The organism is Streptomyces sp. DSM 116793 (genome assembly GCF_057320905.1).
Genome location: NZ_CM170494.1, coordinates 795164 through 815047, shown reverse-complemented (window position 1 = coordinate 815047; position 19884 = coordinate 795164). Strand labels below are relative to the sequence as shown.

18 protein-coding genes are annotated in these 19884 nt (G+C 72.9%); 11 read left to right on the top strand and 7 right to left on the bottom strand.

Annotated features, from left to right (window positions below; genetic code table 11):
* Window positions 1-59: 59 nt before the first annotated feature.
* Entirely contained in the window at window positions 60-392 is a 333-nt protein-coding gene (locus tag ACSMXW_RS03550) for a hypothetical protein (RefSeq protein WP_485803969.1), read from the bottom strand.
* Between the two features lie 211 nt (window positions 393-603).
* On the opposite strand from ACSMXW_RS03550, the gene ACSMXW_RS03545 reads away from it, so the two are divergent.
* Window positions 604-1809 carry an IS110 family RNA-guided transposase gene (locus ACSMXW_RS03545; RefSeq protein ID WP_485803968.1) on the top strand — a complete coding sequence of 402 codons (1206 nt, stop codon included), beginning with the start codon at window positions 604-606 and terminating at the stop codon, window positions 1807-1809.
* 263 nt (window positions 1810-2072) lie between these two features.
* Here ACSMXW_RS03545 and ACSMXW_RS03540 read toward each other — a convergent pair whose 3' ends face one another.
* A complete protein-coding gene (locus tag ACSMXW_RS03540; protein WP_485803966.1) occupies window positions 2073-2639 on the bottom strand; it encodes a DUF6314 family protein in 567 nt (188 codons plus the stop codon).
* Window positions 2640-3284: 645 nt separating this feature from the next.
* Complete coding sequence (locus ACSMXW_RS03535; protein ID WP_485803964.1) at window positions 3285-3839, bottom strand: CGNR zinc finger domain-containing protein; 555 nt, start codon at window positions 3837-3839, stop codon at window positions 3285-3287.
* A gap of 57 nt (window positions 3840-3896) precedes the next feature.
* On the opposite strand from ACSMXW_RS03535, the gene ACSMXW_RS03530 reads away from it, so the two are divergent.
* The gene (locus ACSMXW_RS03530; RefSeq protein ID WP_485803962.1) at window positions 3897-5414 is read left to right on the top strand and encodes an MFS transporter; all 1518 of its coding nucleotides are present in this window, start codon (window positions 3897-3899) and stop codon (window positions 5412-5414) included.
* Here ACSMXW_RS03530 and ACSMXW_RS03525 read toward each other — a convergent pair.
* Entirely contained in the window at window positions 5377-6342 is a 966-nt protein-coding gene (locus tag ACSMXW_RS03525) for an SDR family NAD(P)-dependent oxidoreductase (protein WP_485803961.1), read from the bottom strand. The genes ACSMXW_RS03530 and ACSMXW_RS03525 overlap by 38 nt on opposite strands.
* A 253-nt stretch (window positions 6343-6595) precedes the next feature.
* Between ACSMXW_RS03525 and argC the strand changes: the two genes are divergently transcribed.
* From argC to ACSMXW_RS03500, 5 genes are all read left to right on the top strand, one after another.
* Entirely contained in the window at window positions 6596-7624 is a 1029-nt protein-coding gene (gene argC, locus ACSMXW_RS03520) for an N-acetyl-gamma-glutamyl-phosphate reductase (protein ID WP_485803960.1), read from the top strand.
* Between the two features lie 112 nt (window positions 7625-7736).
* Window positions 7737-8894, top strand: a complete 1158-nt coding sequence (argJ, locus tag ACSMXW_RS03515; protein WP_485803959.1) for a bifunctional glutamate N-acetyltransferase/amino-acid acetyltransferase ArgJ — start codon at window positions 7737-7739, stop codon at window positions 8892-8894.
* Between the two features lie 120 nt (window positions 8895-9014).
* Window positions 9015-9938, top strand: a complete 924-nt coding sequence (gene argB / locus ACSMXW_RS03510; protein ID WP_485803958.1) for an acetylglutamate kinase — start codon at window positions 9015-9017, stop codon at window positions 9936-9938.
* 176 nt (window positions 9939-10114) lie between these two features.
* Window positions 10115-11305, top strand: a complete 1191-nt coding sequence (locus ACSMXW_RS03505) for an acetylornithine transaminase (protein ID WP_485807767.1) — start codon at window positions 10115-10117, stop codon at window positions 11303-11305.
* A gap of 19 nt (window positions 11306-11324) precedes the next feature.
* The gene (locus ACSMXW_RS03500; protein WP_485803956.1) at window positions 11325-11867 is read left to right on the top strand and encodes an arginine repressor; all 543 of its coding nucleotides are present in this window, start codon (window positions 11325-11327) and stop codon (window positions 11865-11867) included.
* A gap of 151 nt (window positions 11868-12018) precedes the next feature.
* On the opposite strand, the gene ACSMXW_RS03495 is transcribed toward ACSMXW_RS03500, so the two are convergent.
* Window positions 12019-13065 (bottom strand): bile acid:sodium symporter family protein, encoded by a 1047-nt coding sequence (locus ACSMXW_RS03495; protein WP_485803954.1) that lies wholly within the window; start codon window positions 13063-13065, stop codon window positions 12019-12021.
* Between the two features lie 75 nt (window positions 13066-13140).
* On the bottom strand, window positions 13141-13728 hold the full coding sequence (locus ACSMXW_RS03490; protein WP_485803952.1) for a pyridoxamine 5'-phosphate oxidase family protein: 588 nt from the start codon (window positions 13726-13728) through the stop codon (window positions 13141-13143).
* A 220-nt stretch (window positions 13729-13948) separates the two neighbouring features.
* Between ACSMXW_RS03490 and ACSMXW_RS03485 the strand changes: the two genes are divergently transcribed.
* From ACSMXW_RS03485 to argH, 3 genes are all read left to right on the top strand, one after another.
* Window positions 13949-14293: a DUF488 domain-containing protein gene (locus ACSMXW_RS03485; protein WP_485807765.1), complete on the top strand. Its 345-nt coding sequence runs from the start codon at window positions 13949-13951 to the stop codon at window positions 14291-14293.
* 298 nt (window positions 14294-14591) lie between these two features.
* Window positions 14592-15785: an argininosuccinate synthase gene (locus ACSMXW_RS03480; RefSeq protein ID WP_485803951.1), complete on the top strand. Its 1194-nt coding sequence runs from the start codon at window positions 14592-14594 to the stop codon at window positions 15783-15785.
* Window positions 15786-15983: 198 nt separating this feature from the next.
* The gene (argH, locus tag ACSMXW_RS03475) at window positions 15984-17411 is read left to right on the top strand and encodes an argininosuccinate lyase (protein ID WP_485803949.1); all 1428 of its coding nucleotides are present in this window, start codon (window positions 15984-15986) and stop codon (window positions 17409-17411) included.
* A 151-nt stretch (window positions 17412-17562) separates the two neighbouring features.
* On the opposite strand, the gene ACSMXW_RS03470 is transcribed toward argH, so the two are convergent.
* Window positions 17563-18237, bottom strand: coding sequence for a lysophospholipid acyltransferase family protein (locus tag ACSMXW_RS03470; RefSeq protein WP_485803947.1), 675 nt, complete (start codon window positions 18235-18237; stop codon window positions 17563-17565).
* Window positions 18238-18619: 382 nt separating this feature from the next.
* Here ACSMXW_RS03470 and ACSMXW_RS03465 point away from each other — a divergent pair, with 382 nt between their 5' ends.
* A complete protein-coding gene (locus ACSMXW_RS03465) occupies window positions 18620-19795 on the top strand; it encodes a glycerophosphodiester phosphodiesterase (RefSeq protein ID WP_485803945.1) in 1176 nt (391 codons plus the stop codon).
* Window positions 19796-19884: the final 89 nt, after the last annotated feature.

The following is a 19884-nucleotide window of genomic DNA, read 5'->3' as shown; positions in this document are numbered from 1 at the left end:
GCCCCGCGACCCGGGCGGCCGGCGGTCCCCCGGGTCCGCGGCGCTCTCCCGAGCGCGGCTCAGGAGAACCGCACCGAGCGGACGCCCACCAGCGGATAGCCCCAGCTGTCGTAGGGGCTCAGGACGTAGGCGGCGCCGGTGCAGGCCGCGCCGGTGAAGACGGTGGCCGTCGAGTCGGTGAGGTTGCGCGGAGAGTGCGGGGAGGACGTCCCCGTGACCGGGAAGTCGATGCACCGTCGGCTCGGCGGGTCGACCAGGCCGGTGATGTACCGGTCCGTGCCGCTCTCGAAGGAGTACGCGAAGGTGCCGCTGGCCGCGTGCGCGGCGGTGGGCAGCGCGAAGGTGAGGCCCAGCGCGGCGACGGCCGCGGTCAGGGTGCTGCGAAGACGCATGAGGTCGTCCCTAAGAATGGTTGGCGGTCCGGGAGGACCGGGTGTGGCTGATGAGGTGTTGCCGTTGATGGCTCGAAAGGAATGGCCGCCCGGTCCTCCGGGACGCTCCGACCACTGATTGAGAACTGTGGTCATCGCTGGTTAGGGACCTGTCGGCGGGGTGTTCTTCGGGCCACGGAGTGCTGGTCGAGAAGGACATGGAGCAACGGACTTGAGCACGCGGCAGACGCGGATATGGGTCGGTATCGATGCCGGCAAGGGCCACCACTGGGCAGTGGGGCTCGGCCTGGACGGGGAGACCCTGTTCTCGACAAAGGTGATCAACGATGAGGCCCAGATCCTGACCCTCATCGAGACCGCCCGCGAGTGGGCCGAGGATGTGCGGTGGGCGGTGGACATCTCCGGCCGGGCCTCCACGCTGCTGCTGGCCCTGCTGATCGCACACGACCAGAACGTGGTCTACGTTCCCGGCCGGACGGTCAACCGGATGTCCGGCGCTTACCAGGGCGAGGGCAAAACCGACGCCAAGGACGCACGGGTCATCGCCGATCAGGCCCGCATGCGCCCAAAGGGCTTCGCGGTCCTGGACACGCCCCCGGAACTGGTCTCCACGCTCCGGGTCCTGACGAACTACCGGGCTGACCTGATCGCCGACCGGGTCCGGCTGATCAACCGGCTCCGTGACCTGCTGGTGGGCATCTGCCCGGCGCTGGAGCGGGCCTTCGACTACTCCGCGGCCAACGGCCCGGTCGTCATGCTCACCGAGTACCAAACCCCCGCTGCCCTGCGAAGGATCGGCGTCAAGCGGCTGACGGCCTGGCTGGAACGCCGCAAGGTCCGCAGTGCCGGCACCGTCGCGGCCAAGGCCGTTGAGGCTGCCCAGTCCCAGCAGATCGCCCTGCCCGGCGAGAAGCGGGCCGCCAAGCTCGTCTGCGACCTCGCTCACCAGCTCCTGTCCCTGGACGAGCGGATCAAGGACAACGACCGGGAGATCCGCGAGACCTTCCGCGCCGACGACCGTGCCGAGATCATCGAGTCCATGCCCGGCATGGGTCCGATCCTGGGAGCCGAGTTCGTCGCCATCGTCAGTGACCTGTCCGGCTATCGCGACGTTGGCCGCCTCGCCTCCCACGCCGGCCTGGCCCCCGTCGCCCGGGACTCCGGCCGCCGCACCGGCAACTACCACCGGCCCAAACGCTACAACCGGCGCCTGCGGCACATCTTCTACCTGGCCGCACAGACCGCCATGATGCGGCCCGGCCCATCTCGCGACTACTACCTGCGGAAGCGATCCGAAGGGTTGATCCACACCCAAGCATTGCTTGCGCTCGCCCGACGTCGAGTCGACGTGCTGTGGGCCATGCTGCGTGACCAAAGGCTGTTCACCTCCGCCCCGCCGGTCACGCAAGCGGCTTGACTTCATCATTGAGATTCCTTCCGTCGTGTCGCCGTCCGCGGCAGGGCGGCAGGGGGCCGGCGCGGACCGGTGCGACGTCGTCGGACGAGATCTTCGTGCGGGCCGCGTCCCGGTTCCGGCGCCGACGCCCGGAGGGCATACGAAAAGAGCAATGCATCATCCCGTGCTATTCACGGACAAATCCCCCGCATGCGACGGGCGATGGGGCCCGTGCGGGGCTCTGCACGGGGCCCTGCGCGCAACTGCGGTGGTTCCGGCGCGCGTCAGTGGTCTCGGCCCGGCTCCCCGGTACGGCGCGTGTACTCGGTGACGAGGAGCTGGTCCTTCGCCGGTCCCACGACCCGCCAGACGGTGCGCCACCGGTCGGGGCCGAGGACCGTGAACTCGCCCCGGTAGTGGTCCGCCGCACACGGGTGGTGGGCGACATGGTGGCCGGAGCCCAGGTCGAGGTCGTGGAAGGGGCGGCCGTCGGCGAACTCGACACGGGCGGTGCCGGGCCGGGCGCCCGGCAGGAAGCGCAGCACGCGCTCGGCGGGGCGAGCCGCGCCCTGCCAGCTGAACGTGCCGGACTCCAGGCTCAGCAGTCCCGCGGCACCCGCGGCCGCCCCTTCACCGCGGCCACCGCCCGTGCCCTCCGCGTCGAGCGGCGCGAACACCGTGGTGCCGGTGAAGGTGCCCTCGGCGCCGCTCGACGCATCCCGCACGGTGCGTTCGACGTGCCAGGCGCCGGCGAGGTAACCGAGCACGTCGGAGACCGGCAGGGGCCCGGATACCGCGTCAGGCCCGGATGCCTGCGCCGAATGCGACCGCGAGCCGCCCGTCCCGGTCATCGTCTCCCGCTCCTCGGTGTCCCAGCAGCCATGGCTGAACGGTAGGCCGTCCCACCCCCGACGGGCCACCGGCCCCACACCCGTGCGGGGTCCACCGCGGCACGGAGGCCCGCTGTGGGCGCGGTAGTGCCTGGAGGGTGCGGGGAGCTGCGCGACCGGCCCCGACGAGACCGCCGGGTCGCCACCGGCCCGAAGGGGCTGCCTCTGGCGCCACCGGCCCGAGGAGCTGTGCCCCTGGCGGGAACGGGCCGTGCAGCGAGGAGGGGGACCGCGCCACAGGCCCGGCAGCGACAGCGGCTCATAGGAGCGCCCCCACCGGCTCTCCACGGAACGACGCGCCCGCGCCCACGCCGACGGACAGGACATAGGGATGCGCGAGGGACGCGCCGGCGCCAGGGCCCCCAGTTCGTGGCTGACCCCGGGCACCGGTTCACCGGGTCCGTCGGGCTGTGCAAGGGGAGTTGGGCCACTTCGGCCAGCGTCGTGCCCGCGGCCATGTGATCATGGACGGCGAGAACGCCCGTGGCGTGATGCACCAGGCCGGCTGAGCGGTGCCACGACTGGGCCGGAGGGCACCCCCACCGCGTCGTGGGCCGACACGGGCCGCGTCAGGGGCCGATCGGTGCCGATCTGTGCCGGACCGGGTCACGCGCGGGCGCGCCGGTGGGCCGCGACCCGTTCCCGGGTGGCGCAGCGCCGTGAGCAGTAGCGGCGCTCCGGACCGCTGCCCAGCCTGAGGAAGACGTTCCGGCACCTCGGCGAGGCGCAGACACCGCCCGGGGGCCGCTGCCGGTCCCAGACCAGCACCGTCAGCGCCAGGCAGGACGAGGCGAGGAACCACTCGCCCCAGGGCGCGTCGTCATCGCTGTCCAGGTGTGGATGCCAGGGCGAGCTGCCGCCGTGCGAGGTGAGGCGGAGAGTGCCGGTGCTCTCCGCCAGCAGGGCGTTGAGGGCGGCCGCCGCCCTGTCGGCGTCCTCGGCGGCGAACACCGCGCGCAGCCGCAGGGCCGCCGTGCGCATCGCGGCGACGTCGGCGCCGGTCAGCTCCAGGGGGCCGCGCTCGCCGTGCGCCCGCAGCACATCCACGATCTCCTCGGCCCGAGGGGGCTCGCCGGAGAGGGCGTTCAGCAACGCGGCGGTGCGCCGTGCGGTGCTCAGCACGGAGTGCCGGGTGAACCAGTCGTCTTCTGCGGGCGGCACATCGGCGACTGTAACGCATCTTGCTGGGTTTTTCGTTACCTCCGTAACGTCTTATCTATGGAGAAGCGTTACGGGCTGGGCCGCTTCCTCGCCGGGGCGGTGGCCGCACGTACGGGGGACGAGATGGCGGGGCCCTCGTTGCTGCTCGCCGGGCCCGCGGTGACCGGCTCGCCCGCCCTGGGGCCTGCCCTCATCGCCGGCATCATGATCGCGGCGGCGGTCGGCGGCCCCGTCCTCGGCGTCCTGCTCGACAGGGCGGCGCGGCCTGGGCACCTGCTCGCCTTGGCACTCGGCTGCCATGCGGCCGGACTGGTGGTGCTCCTGGCCGGCCTCGGGCGGTTGCCGGACGGCTGGCTGCTGCTGCTCGCGGTCCTCGTAGGGCTGCCAGGACCCGCGCTGTCCGGTGGCTGGACCTCCCAGCTCCCGCGCGCCGTCCCACCCGAGCGGTTGCCAGGGGCGACCGCGCTCGACGCGATGACGTTCACCGCCGCGGGGCTGGCGGGACCCGCCTGCGCCGGGGGCGTCGCGGTGCTGCTCGGCGCGCCTGCGGCGGTGGCCGTCTCCGGTGCGCTGGTCTGCATCGCCGTGCCGTCCGCCGTCGCGTTGCCGCCGGCCCGTCACCGTGCCGGGCCGGCGCGCCCCCCGTCGGCGGTTGCCGGGCCGGGGCACGCGAGGGCGGCCGCCGCCGACCTCGCCGCCGGCTTCGGTGCCCTGTTCGGGTTGCGCCGGCTGGCCCGGGCGACCGTCGCCTCTGTGCTCTCCTGCCTCGGCGAGGGCATGCTGGTCGCCTCCTGTCCGGTACTCGGGGCGGCGGCGTTCGGGCGGCCGGAGTACGGGACGCTGCTGCTGACCGGGGTGGCGGTTGCCGCGCTCGCCGCGAACGCGGTCGTCTTCCGCCGCCCCCGGCTCGCCGCCCGTCCCGACGCCCTCGTCCTCGGCAGCACGCTCGTACTCGCCGCGGCCTTCGGCCTGGCGGCCGCCGGCGGCCCCGTGCTGCTCGTGCTCGCGATGCTGCTGACCGGCGTCGCCGAGGGGCCGCAGCTCACGGCGCTGTTCGCGGTACGCCACCGGGAGGCGCCCGAGCGGTTGCGCGGCCAGGTCTTCACCACCGGCGCCAGCCTGAAGATCACCGCGTATGCCTGCGGAGCGGGCCTCGCGGGGCCCCTCGCCGCCCGGTCGCTGGCTACCGCCCTGCTGACGGCGGCCGGTTGCCAACTCCTGGCCGCACTCGCCTTCGCGGCCCTCACACCGCGCCGGGTCCGCCCGGTCGGGACGGGGGAGAAGGCGTCCCGGGCAGGGAGGGCGGGAGCCGTCGGCGGAGACAGGATGGCGGGGAGAGCAAGCGGGCACGGGACGACGGGAACGGGCGGCGGGACGACGGGAACGGGCGGCGGGACGACGGGAACGGGCGGCGGGATGACGGGAACGGGCGGCGGCGACGGGACGGTGGAAAGAGCCGGCGGTGACAGGGCGACGGGAGCAGCCGGCGGGCACGGGATGGCGGGAGTGGCCCGCCGGCACCGGCGGGCCACCGCGTTCAGGCCGTCCCGTCCCCGAACGCGTCCACGCCCGTGAGCCGTGCCGACAGCGCCCACAGGCGCGCCGCCTGCTCGGGGTCGACGGCGTAGTCGCGTACGCCGCCCGCGGAGTCACCGCTGCCCGCTGGCTCGGCGATGTCGCAGTCCTCGCAGTACACGCCGCCCTTGCCGGCCAGCTGGGGTGAGGTCGCCGCCCAGACCTGGGTCGCCGCACCCTGCTGGGGCGTCTTGAAGGAGTCGTTCACGGGGTTGCCGTCCTCGTCGATCCAGCCGAAGGCGACCATCTCCTCCTTGGCGAGGTGGCGCTGCAAGGGGGTGAGGATGCCGCCCGGGTGCAGCGCGAACGCACGCACCCCGGCGTCCCGGGCGAGCGCGTCCAGGTGCACCGCGAACAGTACGTTCGCGGTCTTCGCCTGGCCGTAGGCCGCCCACTTGTCGTAGCCGGACGTGAAGTGGATGTCGTCCCAGCGGATGGCGGAGCGCCGGTGGCCGCCGGACGACACCGCCACCACGCGGGCGCCCGGTGCGACGGCGGGGCGGAGCCGGTTGACGAGCGCGAAGTGGCCGAGGTGGTTGGTGGCGAACTGCGCCTCCCAGCCCGGGCCCACCCGGGTCTCCGGGCAGGCCATCACCCCGGCGTTGTTGATCATGATGTCGATGCGGCGGCCGGAGGCGAGGAAGCGCTCGGCGAACCCGCGCACGCTGCCGAGGTCGGCGAGGTCCAGCTCGTCGACCTCCACGCCGGCCACGCCGCTCAGCGCCTCCGCCGCGGTCGCGGGCCGCCGCGCGGGCACCACCACCCGGGCACCCGCACCGGCCAGCGCCCGCGTCGTCTCCAGGCCGATCCCCGAGTAGCCACCGGTGACGACCGCCAGCTTCCCGGAGAGATCGATCCCGCGCAGCACCTCCTCCGCCGTGCTGTCCGCTCCGAAACCCGATCCGATCTTGTGCTGACGAGTACTCATGGCGCGCACGCTACGTATTCGAGCGTTCTCGAAGTCAAGGGCGTGCCTGGGCGGGAACGGGCAAGGCACGGCTGCCGGCGAGCGGGGCCCGCCGGTCGCGCTGGGGAGCGGGGCCGGCCGGTCGCGCCGGAGGGCGAGGGCGCCGGCCGCCGAAGACCGGCAGGTGCTGCCCGGCAGTCCGGACAGGAGCAGTCGGCCGGCCATTGCATAGGTGTGCCGCTCTGCGTATAGTCATGCTGTGGAGGAGGAACCCATGGCCATACGTGCGGCAGTGGCAGGAGCGAGCGGGTATGCGGGTGGCGAGTTGCTGCGGCTGCTCCTCGGGCACCCCGGGGTGGAGATCGGAGCGCTGACGGCACACGCGAACGCCGGGCAGCGGCTCGGCGGCGTGCAGCCGCATCTGCTGCCGCTCGCCGACCGGGTGCTCGAGCCCACCGGCGCCGAGGCCCTCGCCGGGCACGACGTCGTCTTCCTCGCGCTGCCGCACGGCGAGTCCGCCGCGGTGGCCGAGCAACTGGGCCCCGATGTACTCGTCGTCGACATGGGAGCCGACTTCCGGCTCGCGGACCCGGCGGCCTGGCGGCGGTTCTACGGCTCGGAGCACGCCGGGACCTGGCCGTACGGGCTGCCGGAGCTACCGGGCGGCCGCACCGCGCTGGAGGGGGCCAGGCGCATCGCGGTGCCCGGCTGCTACCCGACGGCGGTCGCCCTGGCACTGTTCCCCGCGTACCTGGCCGGCCTGGTCGAGCCGGACGCCGTGGTCGTCGCCGCGAGCGGCACCTCCGGCGCCGGGAAGTCGCCCAAGCCGCACCTGCTGGGCAGCGAGGTGATGGGCTCCGTCTCCCCGTACGGCGTGGGCGGGGTGCACCGGCACACCCCCGAGATGAGCCAGAGCCTCAGCGCGGTGGCGGGTGAGCCCGTCACGGTCTCGTTCACCCCGACGCTCGTCCCGATGCCCCGCGGCATCCTCGCCACCTGCTCGGCCCGCGCCAAGGACGGCGTGCGTGCGCAGGCGGTACGGGCCGCCTATGAGAAGGCGCTGGCGGACGAGCCGTTCGCCCGGCTGCTGCCCGCGGGCAGTTGGCCCGCCACCGCCTCCGTGTACGGCTCGAACGCCGCGCAGATCCAGGTCGCGCTGGACGAGACCGCGGGCCGCGTCATCGCGGTCAGCGCCATCGACAACCTCACCAAGGGCACCGCGGGCGGCGCGATCCAGAGCATGAACATCGCCCTCGGCCTCCCCGAGGACACCGGACTGACCACCGCAGGAATCGCCCCGTGAGCCGGGGCCACCTCCCGGCGGCCAAGGGAGCGGGCACCGCCGCCGGCCCCCGGGCGGCGACGGGAGCCGCGCCCCGGTGCGACGCGGGCGGAGAACCGAACGAGGAGACACAGTGAGTGTCACAGCCGCCAAGGGCTTCAAGGCCACGGGCGTCGCCGCAGGGATCAAGGAGAGCGGCGGGCTCGACCTGGCCCTGGTCGTCAACACCGGCCCCCGCCTCGCCGCCGCGGGCGTCTTCACGTCCAACCGTGTGAAGGCCGCCCCGGTGCTCTGGTCCGAGCAGGTGCTCGCGGGCGGACAGGTGTCCGCGGTGGTGCTCAACTCGGGTGGCGCCAACGCCTGCACCGGACCGGAGGGCTTCCAGGACACCCATGCCACCGCCGAGCGCGCCGCCGAGGTGCTCGAAGGGCACAGCGCGGCGGAGATCGCCGTCGCCTCGACCGGCCTGATCGGTGTCCGGCTGCCGATGGACAAGCTGCTGCCCGGCGTGACCCTGGCCGCCGGCGAGCTGTCCGAGCACGGCGGCGAGAAGGCCGCCCTCGCCATCATGACCACCGACACCGTGCACAAGACCGCGGTCGTGCAGGGCGACGGGGGCTGGACGGTGGGCGGCATGGCCAAGGGCGCCGGCATGCTCGCCCCGGGCCTCGCCACCATGCTCGTCGTCCTCACCACCGACGCCGATGTGGCGCCCGAAGCGCTCGACAAGGCGCTCCGCGCGGCCACCCGCACCACCTTCGACCGGATCGACTCCGACGGCTGCATGTCGACCAACGACACCGTGCTGCTGCTCGCCTCGGGCGCCTCCGGCGTCGTCCCGGGGCACGACGAGTTCACCGAGGCGGTGCGGACGGTCTGCGACGACCTCGGGCGGCAGCTCATCAGGGACGCCGAGGGCGCGAGCAAGGACATCAGGATCGACGTCGTGGGGGCGGCCAGCGAGGAGGACGCCGTGCAGGTGGGCCGCTCCATCGCTCGGAACAACCTCCTGAAGTGCGCCGTCCACGGCGAGGACCCGAACTGGGGCCGGGTGCTCTCCGCCATCGGCACCACCTCCGCCGTCTTCGAGCCCGACCGGCTGAACGTCGCCATCAACGGCGTCTGGGTCTGCCGCGACGGCTCCGTGGGCGAGGACCGCGACCGCGTCGACATGCGCTTCCGGGAGGTCACCATCACGGCCGACCTCGCCGCGGGCCCCGCCACCGCCACCATCTGGACCAACGACCTGACCGCCGACTACGTCCACGAGAACAGCGCCTACTCCTCCTGACCGCTCAGCCGTCCAGTCGCTCAGCCGCTGCCCGGCCGCCCGGCCGACCGCGGCACCCGCCCCCGCGCGAGCGACAGCGGCCCGTGCCCCCGTCCCTCCCGGCCCGAAGGTGCCGCCCGCATGACCACTCGCCAGCACACCGCACTGCCCAAGGCGCAGATCCTCATCGAGGCCCTGCCCTGGCTGACCAGGCACCACGGCAAGACGATCGTGATCAAGTTCGGCGGCAACGCCATGGTGGACGAGGCGCTGAAGGCCGCGTTCGCACAGGACGTCGCCTTCCTGCGGCGCGCCGGCCTCAAGCCCGTCGTGGTGCACGGCGGCGGGCCGCAGATCAGCGCCCAGCTCGACCGGCACGGCCTGGTCTCCGAGTTCAAGGCGGGGCTCAGGGTCACCACACCAGAGGCCATGGACGTGGTCCGCATGGTGCTCGCCGGGCAGGTGCAGCGCGAACTCGTCGGCCTGCTCAACCGGCACGGCCCGCTCGCCGTCGGCCTCACCGGCGAGGACGCCCACACCCTCACCGCCACCAAGCACCTGCCCAGGATCGACGGCGAACTGGTCGACATAGGCCGGGTCGGCGAGATCACCGAGATCGACACCGGCGCCATCGAGGCGCTGCTCGCGGACGGCCGGATCCCGGTGGTGTCCTCCATCGCACGCTCCGCCGACGACGGCCACGTCTACAACGTCAACGCCGACACCGCGGCCGCCGCGCTCGCCGCGGCGCTGAAGGCGGAGACGCTGATGGTCCTCACCGACGTGGAGGGCCTCTACGAGGACTGGCCGAACAGCGACGACGTGATCAGCAGGCTCACCGCGACCGAGCTGGAGAAGCTGCTGCCCGAGCTGGCCAGCGGCATGGTCCCGAAGATGGAGGGCTGCCTGCACGCGGTGCGCAACGGCGTCACCACGGCCCGCGTCATCGACGGCCGCGTCCAGCACTCGATCCTGCTGGAGATCTTCACCGACGAAGGCATCGGCACGATGGTCGTGCCGGACGACCCCGACACCACGCACGCACCGCAGAAGGGGACCGCATGACCGGCATCACGGGAACACCCGCCACGGGAACACCCGCCACGGGAACCCCCGCCACGGGAACACCCACGACCGGCACCAGGCAAGCGCCCGCCACGGAAGCGCGGGACACCGTGCACACCGCCGACGGGCCGGCCGGCGGCAACGCCGCCCTCGTCCGCCGCTGGCAGGGCGCGCTCATGAACAACTACGGCACCCCCCGCATACCGCTCGTGCGCGGCGAGGGCGTCCGGCTCTGGGACGCCGAGGGCACCTGCTACCTCGACTACGTGGGTGGCATCGCGGTGAACGCGCTGGGCCACGCGCACCCCGCGGTCGTCGACGCCGTCAGCCGCCAGATCGCGTCCCTCGGCCACGTCTCCAACCTCTTCGTCGCCGAGCCGCCGGTCGCGCTCGCCGAGCGGCTGATCCAGCTCTTCGGCCGGGACGGGCGCGTGTACTTCTGCAACTCCGGCGCGGAGGCCAACGAGGGCGCCTTCAAGATCGGACGGCTGACCGGCCGCACCCACATGGTCGCCGCCGTCGGCGGCTTCCACGGCCGCACCATGGGCGCCCTCGCCCTCACCGGCCAGCCGGGCAAGCAGCAGCCCTTCCTGCCGCTGCCGGGCGCCGTCACCCATGTCCCGTACGGCGACGTGGAGGCGCTGCGGGCCGCCGTCACCGAGGACACCGCGCTCGTCCTCATCGAACCGATCCAGGGCGAGAACGGCGTGATCGTGCCGCCCGCGGGCTACCTGCGCGCGGCCCGCGAGATCACCCGGGCCACCGGCACCCTCCTCGCGCTCGACGAGGTGCAGACCGGCATCGGACGCACCGGCCACTGGTTCGAGTACCAGGCGCACGACGGCGTCGACCCCGACATCGTCACTCTCGCCAAGGGCCTCGGCGGTGGCCTGCCCATCGGGGCCACCGTCGCCTTCGGCGCCGCCGCCGGCCTGCTGGAGCCCGGCCACCACGGCACCACCTTCGGCGGCAACCCCGTCGCCTGCGCGGCCGGGCTCGCCGTCCTCGACACCATCGCCGCCGACGGGCTGCTGGAGAACGTCAAGCGGGCGGGGGAGCGGCTGCGGGACGGCATCGAGCGGCACGGCGGCCCGGACGGCACCGGGCGCCACCCACTGGTCAGCCATGTCAGGGGCGCCGGCCTGCTGCTGGGTATCGTGCTCACCGAACCTGTTGCGCCCCAGGTGCAGCAGGCGGCTCAGGACGCCGGCCTCCTGGTCAACGCGCCCGCCCCCGACGTCGTACGGCTCATGCCGCCGCTGACCCTGCGCGACGAGGAGGTGGACGCCTTCCTCCAGGCGCTGCCCGGCGTTCTGGACAAGGCGTACCAGGTGTACCAGCAGGGGGAAGGGCCGGCCCGAGAATGATCCGGAGACTGAGACGACGATGAGCCAGGCGCAGGACCACGGACCCGAGCACGGCGGGCCTGCCGTGCCGCAGACCCGCACCGCCCGCCACCGCCGCATCGTGGACATCCTCAACCGTGAGCCGGTGCGCTCGCAGAGCCAGTTGGCGAAGCTCCTCGCGGACGACGGACTCTCCGTCACCCAGGCGACGCTCTCCCGCGACCTGGACGAGCTCAACGCCGTGAAGATCCGCAACACCGAGGGCGACCTCATCTACGCGGTGCCCAGCGAGGGAGGATTCCGCACGCCCCGGGCGCCGCTGGGCGAGTCGGCGAAGGAGGAGCGGATGCGCAGGCTCTCGACCGAGCTGTTGATCTCCGCGGAGGCCTCGGCCAACCTCGTGGTCCTGCGCACCCCGCCCGGTGCGGCCCAGTTCCTCGCCTCGGCGATCGACCAGGCCGAGCTGCACGACATCCTGGGCACCATCGCGGGGGACGACACGGTGCTCCTGATCAGCCGGCAGCCGACCGGTGGCCAGGCGCTGGCCGACCATCTGCTGCGGCTGGCGCAGAACGACAGCTGAACGTCTCCCGGGCGGCCACCGACGTCCCTCGGGCCCGTGAACGTCCCCCGGGGCTCACGCCCCCGTACGCCCGGGGCCCCGTACGCTCGGGGCGCCCCGGGCGCGGGTCCTGGGCGTGGGCCCGGGACGTGCGCCCGGGGGTGAGCGCGGTTCAGGCGTGCTGCGCCCGCCGCGACCGGTGGGACATCCAGGCCGCGACCACGGCACCCGAGACGTTGTGCCACACGGAGAAGACGGCCGAGGGCAGGGCGGCGAGGGGGCTGAAGTGGGCCGTGGCGAGCGAGGCGGCGAGGCCGGAGTTCTGCATCCCCACCTCGAAGGCCATGGCACGCGACGCGGGCATGCCCAGTCGCGCCAGCCGCCCCGCGCCGTAGCCGAGGGCCAGGCCCAGCCCGTTGTGGAGCACCACCGCGAGCAGCACCAGCGCCGCCGCCGACTTGATTGCCGCCGAACTGCCCGCCACCACCACGGCCACGATCGCCGACACCGTCAGCGCGGAGAGCCACGGCAGAGCGCCCAGCAGCCGGTCCAGATACCGGCCGAGGACGAGGCGCACGACGAGACCGCCCAGCACCGGCAGCAGCACCGTCTTGAGGATGTCCGTGACCATGGCGGACGCGTCCACCGGCAGGTACTCGCCCGCGAGCAGCAGGGTCAGCGGCGGTGTGATCAGCGGGGCGAGCACGGTGGAGACCGTGGCGACCGACACCGACAGGGCCACGTCGCCGCGCGCGAGGTAGGTCACCACGTTGGACGCGGTGCCGCTCGGCGCGCAGCCCACCAGGATCACCCCGGCCGCCAGCTGCGGGGACAGCCCCAGCGCATGGGCGATCAGCCAGCCGAGCCCCGGCATGATCACATAGTGCGCCACCAGGCCAAGACCCACCGCCCAGGGCCGCCGTGCCACGCCCCTGAAGTCCCGCGGGGTCATGGTCAGGCCCATACAGAACATCACCACACCCAGCAGGTACGGCACGTCCTCGGCCCACCCGGTGAAGGTTCCCGGCGTCGCCATGCCCGCGGCGCCCGCGGCGAGCACCAGCACCGGGAAGAGGGTGACGGCGCGGCGCGCGGCGCGGTCGGCGTCCGGCGGCGGAGCGCCGGCGGGGTCCGGGCCCGCGGTGGTGCCGTGCGCCTGGGCTGCGGCCGGGCCCGCGCTGCCGTCCCGGTCTTCGGTCTCTTCAGGGTCCGTCTGCACGGCCGCGATGCAACGCGTCCCGGGCCGGGCACGCAACCCTGTCTCGTCATGTGGGAGAGCGCCCGCGGCGCCGGTTCAGAAGGTGGACTCCGGCAGGGGCAGCGGCAGCCCGGGGAGCCCGTCCAGGCTGGTGGCGACGTGCTCCTTCTTCTGGAAGTAGGCGTCGAGCGACGTGTCGTCCTCGCGCGCGAACCGCTTGCCGTGCAGATCCCGGTCGCTCTCGTAGGCCATGTACGGCACGGCGTAGCCGCAGGTGTCGCGGATCAGCTCGGCCGTGACGACGATGATCGCGCGCAGCCCGTGCCGGTGGGGATCGATGTCCGGGAAGTGCCCGAGCAGCTCGTTGAACCGGGGGTCGTCCCGGAACACCGGCTCGCCGCGGCCGTGCACCCGCACGATGTTCGGCGGGCCCTGGAAGGCGCACCACATCAGCGTGATCCGGCCGTTCTCGCGCAGGTGGGCGATCGTCTCGGCGTTGCTGCCCGCGAAGTCCAGATACGCCACCGTGTGCTCGTCGAGCACGGTGAAGGAGCCGGTGAGGCCCTTGGGAGAGAGGTTCACCGTGCCGTCGCCGGACAGCGGCGCGGTCGCGGTGAAGAAGAGGGGCTGTGCCTCGATGAACGAGCGGAGTCTGCCGTCGATGCGTTCATAGGTCTTTCCCATGGTCACCGATTATTCGGTACGGCGCTCCGGCTGCCCAGGGATTATGCGGGCCGTCTCGACTGGCGGGACCGCACCACGGCGGGACCATGGAGCTATGGCGAGCAGCGGACGACAGCAGACGGGGCGGCGCCGGACGGGGCGGCAGGGCGCGCGGGGCACGTCTCACGGCAGCGGGGAACACGGCGGCTCGCGCGGCCGGAGCGGACCGCCGCAGGTCCGCATGCGCCGCGTCTACGATCCGGCGGAGCCCGCGGACGGCGCCAGGGTCCTCGTGGACCGGATCTGGCCGCGCGGCCTGGCCAAGGACAAGGTGCCGCTGGACGCGTGGCTGAAGGACGTGGCCCCGTCCGGGGAGCTGCGGAAGTGGTACGGGCACGATCCCGACCGGTACGGCGAGTTCGCGGAGCGTTACCGTGCGGAGCTGGCCGAGCCGGAGCGGCGGGAGGCGCTCGAGCGGCTGGTGGAGATGGCTGCGGAGGGGCCGGTGACGCTGCTCACCGCGACGAAGGATCTTGCGCACAGTCAGGCTCGGGTGCTGATGGAGGCGCTTACGGGGGGCGAGTGAGGGCCGCGCCCCGGCCCCCTGTGGCCTGCGGGCCGGGTGCGGCCCGCAGGGCGTCGTCCCCGGCTTGCCGCCGGTCGGTGTGCCGTTCTCCGCGGTTCCCCGCGCCCCCTTGGTGGGGGTGCGGTCGTCGGTTTGCCGGCGGTGGGTGGGCTGTCTGCGCGGTTCCCCGCGCCCCTTGGCAGGGGTTGCCGTCGTCGGTGTCCCCGGCCGGGGCGAGGCACCCGTCTGCTGGATTGACGAAACATACGGCGCTATGCATACTCATGCATATCAGCGAATGCACTGTGAGGAGAATCCCGTGACCGAGCGCGTCGTACTCGCCTATTCGGGCGGCCTTGACACCTCCGTCGCCATCGGCTGGATCGCCGAGGAGACGGGCGCCGAGGTCATCGCCGTCGCCGTCGACGTCGGCCAGGGCGGTGAGGACCTGGACGTCATCCGCAAGCGCGCGCTCGCGTGCGGGGCGGTCGAGGCCGAGGTCGCGGACGCCAAGGAGGAATTCGCCGCAGAGTACTGCCTCCCGGCGATCAAGGCCAACGCCCTGTACATGGACCGCTACCCGCTGGTCTCCGCGCTCTCCCGGCCCACCATCGTCAAGCACCTCGTCGCCGCCGCCAAGAAGCACGGCGCGAGCACCGTGGCGCACGGCTGCACGGGCAAGGGCAACGACCAGGTCCGCTTCGAGGCCGGCATCGTCGCCCTCGCCCCCGACCTCAAGTGCATCGCCCCCGTCCGCGACTACGCCATGACCCGCGACAAGGCGATCGCCTTCTGCGAGGAGAAGGACCTCCCGATCGCCACCACCAAGAAGTCCCCGTACTCGATCGACCAGAACGCCTTCGGCCGCGCCATCGAGACCGGCTTCCTGGAGGACATCTGGAACGCCCCGATCGAGGACATCTACGAGTACACGAAGGACCCGTCCGTCCCGCGTGAGCCCGACGAGGTCGTGATCTCCTTCGAGGCCGGCGTCCCGGTCGCCGTGGACGGCACGCCCGTCACCCCGCTGGAGGCCATCCAGCAGCTCAACCAGCGCGCGGGCGCCCAGGGCATCGGCCGGATCGACATGGTCGAGGACCGCCTCGTCGGCATCAAGTCCCGCGAGGTCTACGAGGCCCCCGGTGCGATCGCGCTGATCACCGCGCACCAGGAACTGGAGAACGTCACCGTCGAGCGCGAGCTGGCCCGCTACAAGCGGCAGGTCGAGCAGCGCTGGGGCGAGCTGGTCTACGACGGCCTGTGGTTCTCGCCGCTCAAGCGCGCCCTGGACGGCTTCATCAACGAGGCCAACCAGCACGTCACCGGCGACATCCGGATGACCATGCACGGCGGCCGCGCCGTCGTCACCGGCCGCAGGTCCGGCTCCTCGCTCTACGACTTCAACCTGGCCACCTACGACTCGGGCGACACCTTCGACCAGTCCAAGGCGCAGGGCTTCATCGAGATCTTCGGCCTCTCGCAGAAGATCGCCGCCCGCCGCGACCTGGCCTAGCCGCCGCAGGGGCCGGACCCGCCGGTCGGACGGCAGGCCGCGCCCCGCCGGCACACCGCGTACCCGGTGTCCGCCGGCCACGCCATAGTCTGAACACCGCCTCCCCGCCCGACCGCGGGGAGGCGGTCGCACATCGACGCCTCGCCCGTATGCCGCGGGCCGTGGCACCCGACCCGCAGGACGCAAGGAGCAACCGCAGTGAGCAGCAACAAGGGTGACGTCCGGCTCTGGGGCGGCCGGTTCGCCGACGGCCCCGCCGAGGCCCTGGCCCGGCTCTCGGCCTCCGTCCACTTCGACTGGCGGCTCGCTCCGTACGACATCGCGGGCTCGCGGGCGCACGCGCGTGTGCTGCACCGGGCGGGACTGCTCACCGAGGACGAGCTGGAACGGATGCTTCAGGGCCTGGACCGACTCGCGGCCGACGTCGCGGACGGCTCGTTCACGGGCACCGTCGCCGACGAGGACGTGCACACCGCCCTGGAGCGCGGCCTGCTGGAGCGCCTCGGCCCCGATCTCGGTGGCAAGCTGCGCGCGGGGCGGTCGCGGAACGACCAGGTGGCCACGCTCTTCCGGATGTACCTGCGCGACCACGCCCGCATCATCGGCGGCCTGATCACCGACCTCCAGGAGGCGCTGGTGGGGCTCGCCGAGGCCCACCCGGACGTCGCCATGCCCGGCCGTACCCACCTCCAGCACGCGCAGCCGGTGCTCTTCGCCCACCACGTGCTGGCGCATGTGCAGGCCCTGTCGCGGGACGCGGAGCGGCTGCGGCAGTGGGACGAGCGCACGGCCGTCTCGCCGTACGGCTCGGGCGCCCTGGCCGGCTCCTCCCTGGGACTCGACCCGGAGGCGGTCGCCGAGGACCTGGGCTTCGAGGGCGGCAGCGCCGCCAACTCCATCGACGGCACCGCCGCGCGTGACTTCGCCGCCGAGTTCGCCTTCATCACCGCGATGATCGGCGTCGACCTCTCCCGGATCGCGGAGGAGGTCATCATCTGGAACACGAAGGAGTTCTCCTTCGTCACCCTCCACGACTCCTTCTCCACGGGCTCGTCGATCATGCCGCAGAAGAAGAACCCCGACATCGCCGAGCTGGCGCGCGGCAAGTCGGGACGGCTGATCGGCAACCTCACCGGCCTGCTCGCCACCCTCAAGGCGCTCCCGCTCGCCTACAACCGCGACCTGCAGGAGGACAAGGAACCCGTCTTCGACTCCTGCGACCAGCTGGAGGTGCTGCTGCCCGCCTTCACCGGCATGATGGCCACCCTCACCGTCAACCGCGAACGCATGGCGGAACTCGCCCCGGCGGGCTTCTCGCTCGCCACCGACATCGCCGAGTGGCTGGTCCGGCAGGGCGTGCCGTTCCGCGTCGCACACGAGGTGGCGGGGGAGTGCGTCAAGGAGTGCGAGACGCTGGGCATCGAGCTCGACCAGCTCACCGACGAGCAGTTCGCCAAGATCTCCCCGCACCTGACGCCCGGCGTCCGCGCCGTCCTCGACGTGCCCGGCGCCCTCGCGTCCCGGAGCGCCCGTGGGGGCACCGCCCCCTCGGCGGTGGCGGCCCAGCTCACCGAGGTCAAGGCCGACCTGGCCGTCCAGCGGGCGTGGGCCGACGCCAGGCGCTGACGGCACCCGGCGGAGCGGTGGGCCGGCACGGCGCCGGCCCACCGTGCGGTGCCACCGCTGCGGTGCCGTCGACCTGGTGCCACCGACCGACCTGGCGTCACCGATGCGTGTCACCGATGCCGGTCACCGGTGCCGTGTCACCGGCGCGACGTCACGCGGCCGACTTCGCCTTGGTGGCGTACATGTCCACGTACTCCTGGCCCGACAGCCGCATGACCTCCGTCATCACCGAGTCGGTCACGGCGCGCAGCACATAGCGGTCGCGGTCCATGCCCTCGTAACGGGAGAACTCCATCGGAGCGCCGAACCGGACCGTCACCCGGCCCGGCCGGGGCATGCCGGTGCCGCCCGGCTGGAGCTTGTCGGTGCCGATCACCGCGAACGGCACCACCGGCGCACCGGTCATCAGCGTCAGACGGGCGATGCCCGTACGGCCCCGGTAGAGCCGGCCGTCGGGGGAGCGGGTGCCCTCCGGGTAGATGCCGAACATCCGGCCCTCCTCCAGTACCCGCCGGCCCGTCATCAGCGCGGCCACCCCGCCGCTCGCGCCGTCCCGGTCCACCGGGATCATGCCGACCCCGGTGAAGAACCACGCCATCAGACGGCCCTTCAGGCCCTTGCCCGTGACGTACTCGTCCTTGCCGATGAAGAACACCTGGCGGTCGCAGACGACCGGCAGCACGATCGAGTCGATGAAGGTGAGGTGGTTGCCCGCCATGATCACCGGACCCGAGGCGGGAATGTGCTCGGCGCCCTCCACCCGTGGCCGGAACATCAGGCGCATCACCGGTCCGAGCACTGCCTTGATGAACGCGAAACGGGACAACGGGCCCTCCGTGGTCAAGGGAATCGACTGCTGCGCCTGGTGCACTCGTTGCGGAAGTCTCCGCAGGTGAGGACGATACTCGGGACGCCGTGACGATTGCACATCGGCCACCGGGCGGATACCCGCCCGGCACACGGCGGCCGGGAGTCCCCCACATCCCGCACAGCGCGGCGACACCGCCCAGGTGCGCAGGCCGAGAGGGTGCGCACGGGTGCCGCGGGCAGGCGCTCCTGCCGGCGCCGGCCACCTGACATCAGCCGTCCGTTCCGTCTCAGGTCTCCCCTCCGTCACTCCCCGGCACCTACGATCGGTCGGTCCGGCCGGCCGGACCGGCAGGGCCGGAGCGCAGCCCCGACACGGCAGCACACCAGGAGGAATGCCCATGGCGAAGCAGGCGTCGAACGAGCAGCGACCGGGAACGGGACCGGGCCGGCGGACGGTCCTCGGCGCGGCGGTCCTCGGCGCGGGCGGAGCCGTCGCCGGCCTGCCCCAGGCGGCTCGGGCCGCCGAGCGCTCCGGCGGCACCGGCCACGGGCACGGACTCGACCTGCCGGCGGTCACCGTCATCGGCCACCGCGGCACGGCGGGATACCGCCCCGAGCACACCCTCGGCTCCTACCAGCACGCCCTGGACCTCGGGGCGCACATCGTCGAGCAGGACGTGGTGCCCACCAAGGACGGCCACCTGGTATGCCGTCACGAGAACGACATCTCCGCCACTACGGACGTCGCCCAGCACCCCGAGTTCGCCGACCGCAAGACCACCAAGACGGTGGACGGCACCAAGCTCACCGGCTGGTTCACCGAGGACTTCACCCTCGCCGAGCTCAAGACCCTGCGTGCGATCGAGCGCATCCCCGCCAACCGCCCGGACAACACCCTGTACAACGGCCGCTGGGCGGTGCCCACCTACGAGGAGGTCCTGCAGTGGGCCGACCGGCAGGGCACGAGGCGCGGCCGGCCGGTGTGGCTGTACGTGGAGACCAAGCACCCGACCTACTTCCGGGGCCTCGGCTTCGACGTCGAGAACCTGCTGGCGCGGCTGCTCCGCAAGTACCGCCGGGACCGGGCGGACTCCCCGCTCATCCTGCAGTCCTTCGAGCCCACCAGCATCCAGCGGCTGACCAGGCTCGTCGACTCGCCGGGCATCGTGCTGCTGGACGCCGCGGGCACCCGCCCCTGGGACTTCGTCGCCGCGGGTGACCCGCGCACCGTCGACGACCTGGTCGAGCCCGCGGGCCTGCGGTGGATCGCGTCGTTCGCGCAGGGCATCGGGCCCACGCTCGACCTGATCATCCCCAAGGACTCCAGCGGCAAGCTGACCTCGCCGACCACGCTGGTCCGCGACGCACACGCCGCCGGGCTGATCCTGCACCCCTACACGATGCGCAACGAGAACACGTTCCTGCCCGCCGACTACCGCAGGGGCACCGACCCCAACGCCTACGGCGACGCCTTCGGCGCCTTCCGCAGGTACTTCGAGACCGGTATCGACGGCATCTTCTCCGACAACGCCGACACGGCCCTGCTCGCCCGCGAGGACTTCGTGGCCGGCTGACGGCTCCGGACGGCGGCCACGGCCGGGACGTCGCGGCGCGCCACAGCGAACACGGGCTCGCACGGCGTCAACGGCCGGGGCCCCGCGCC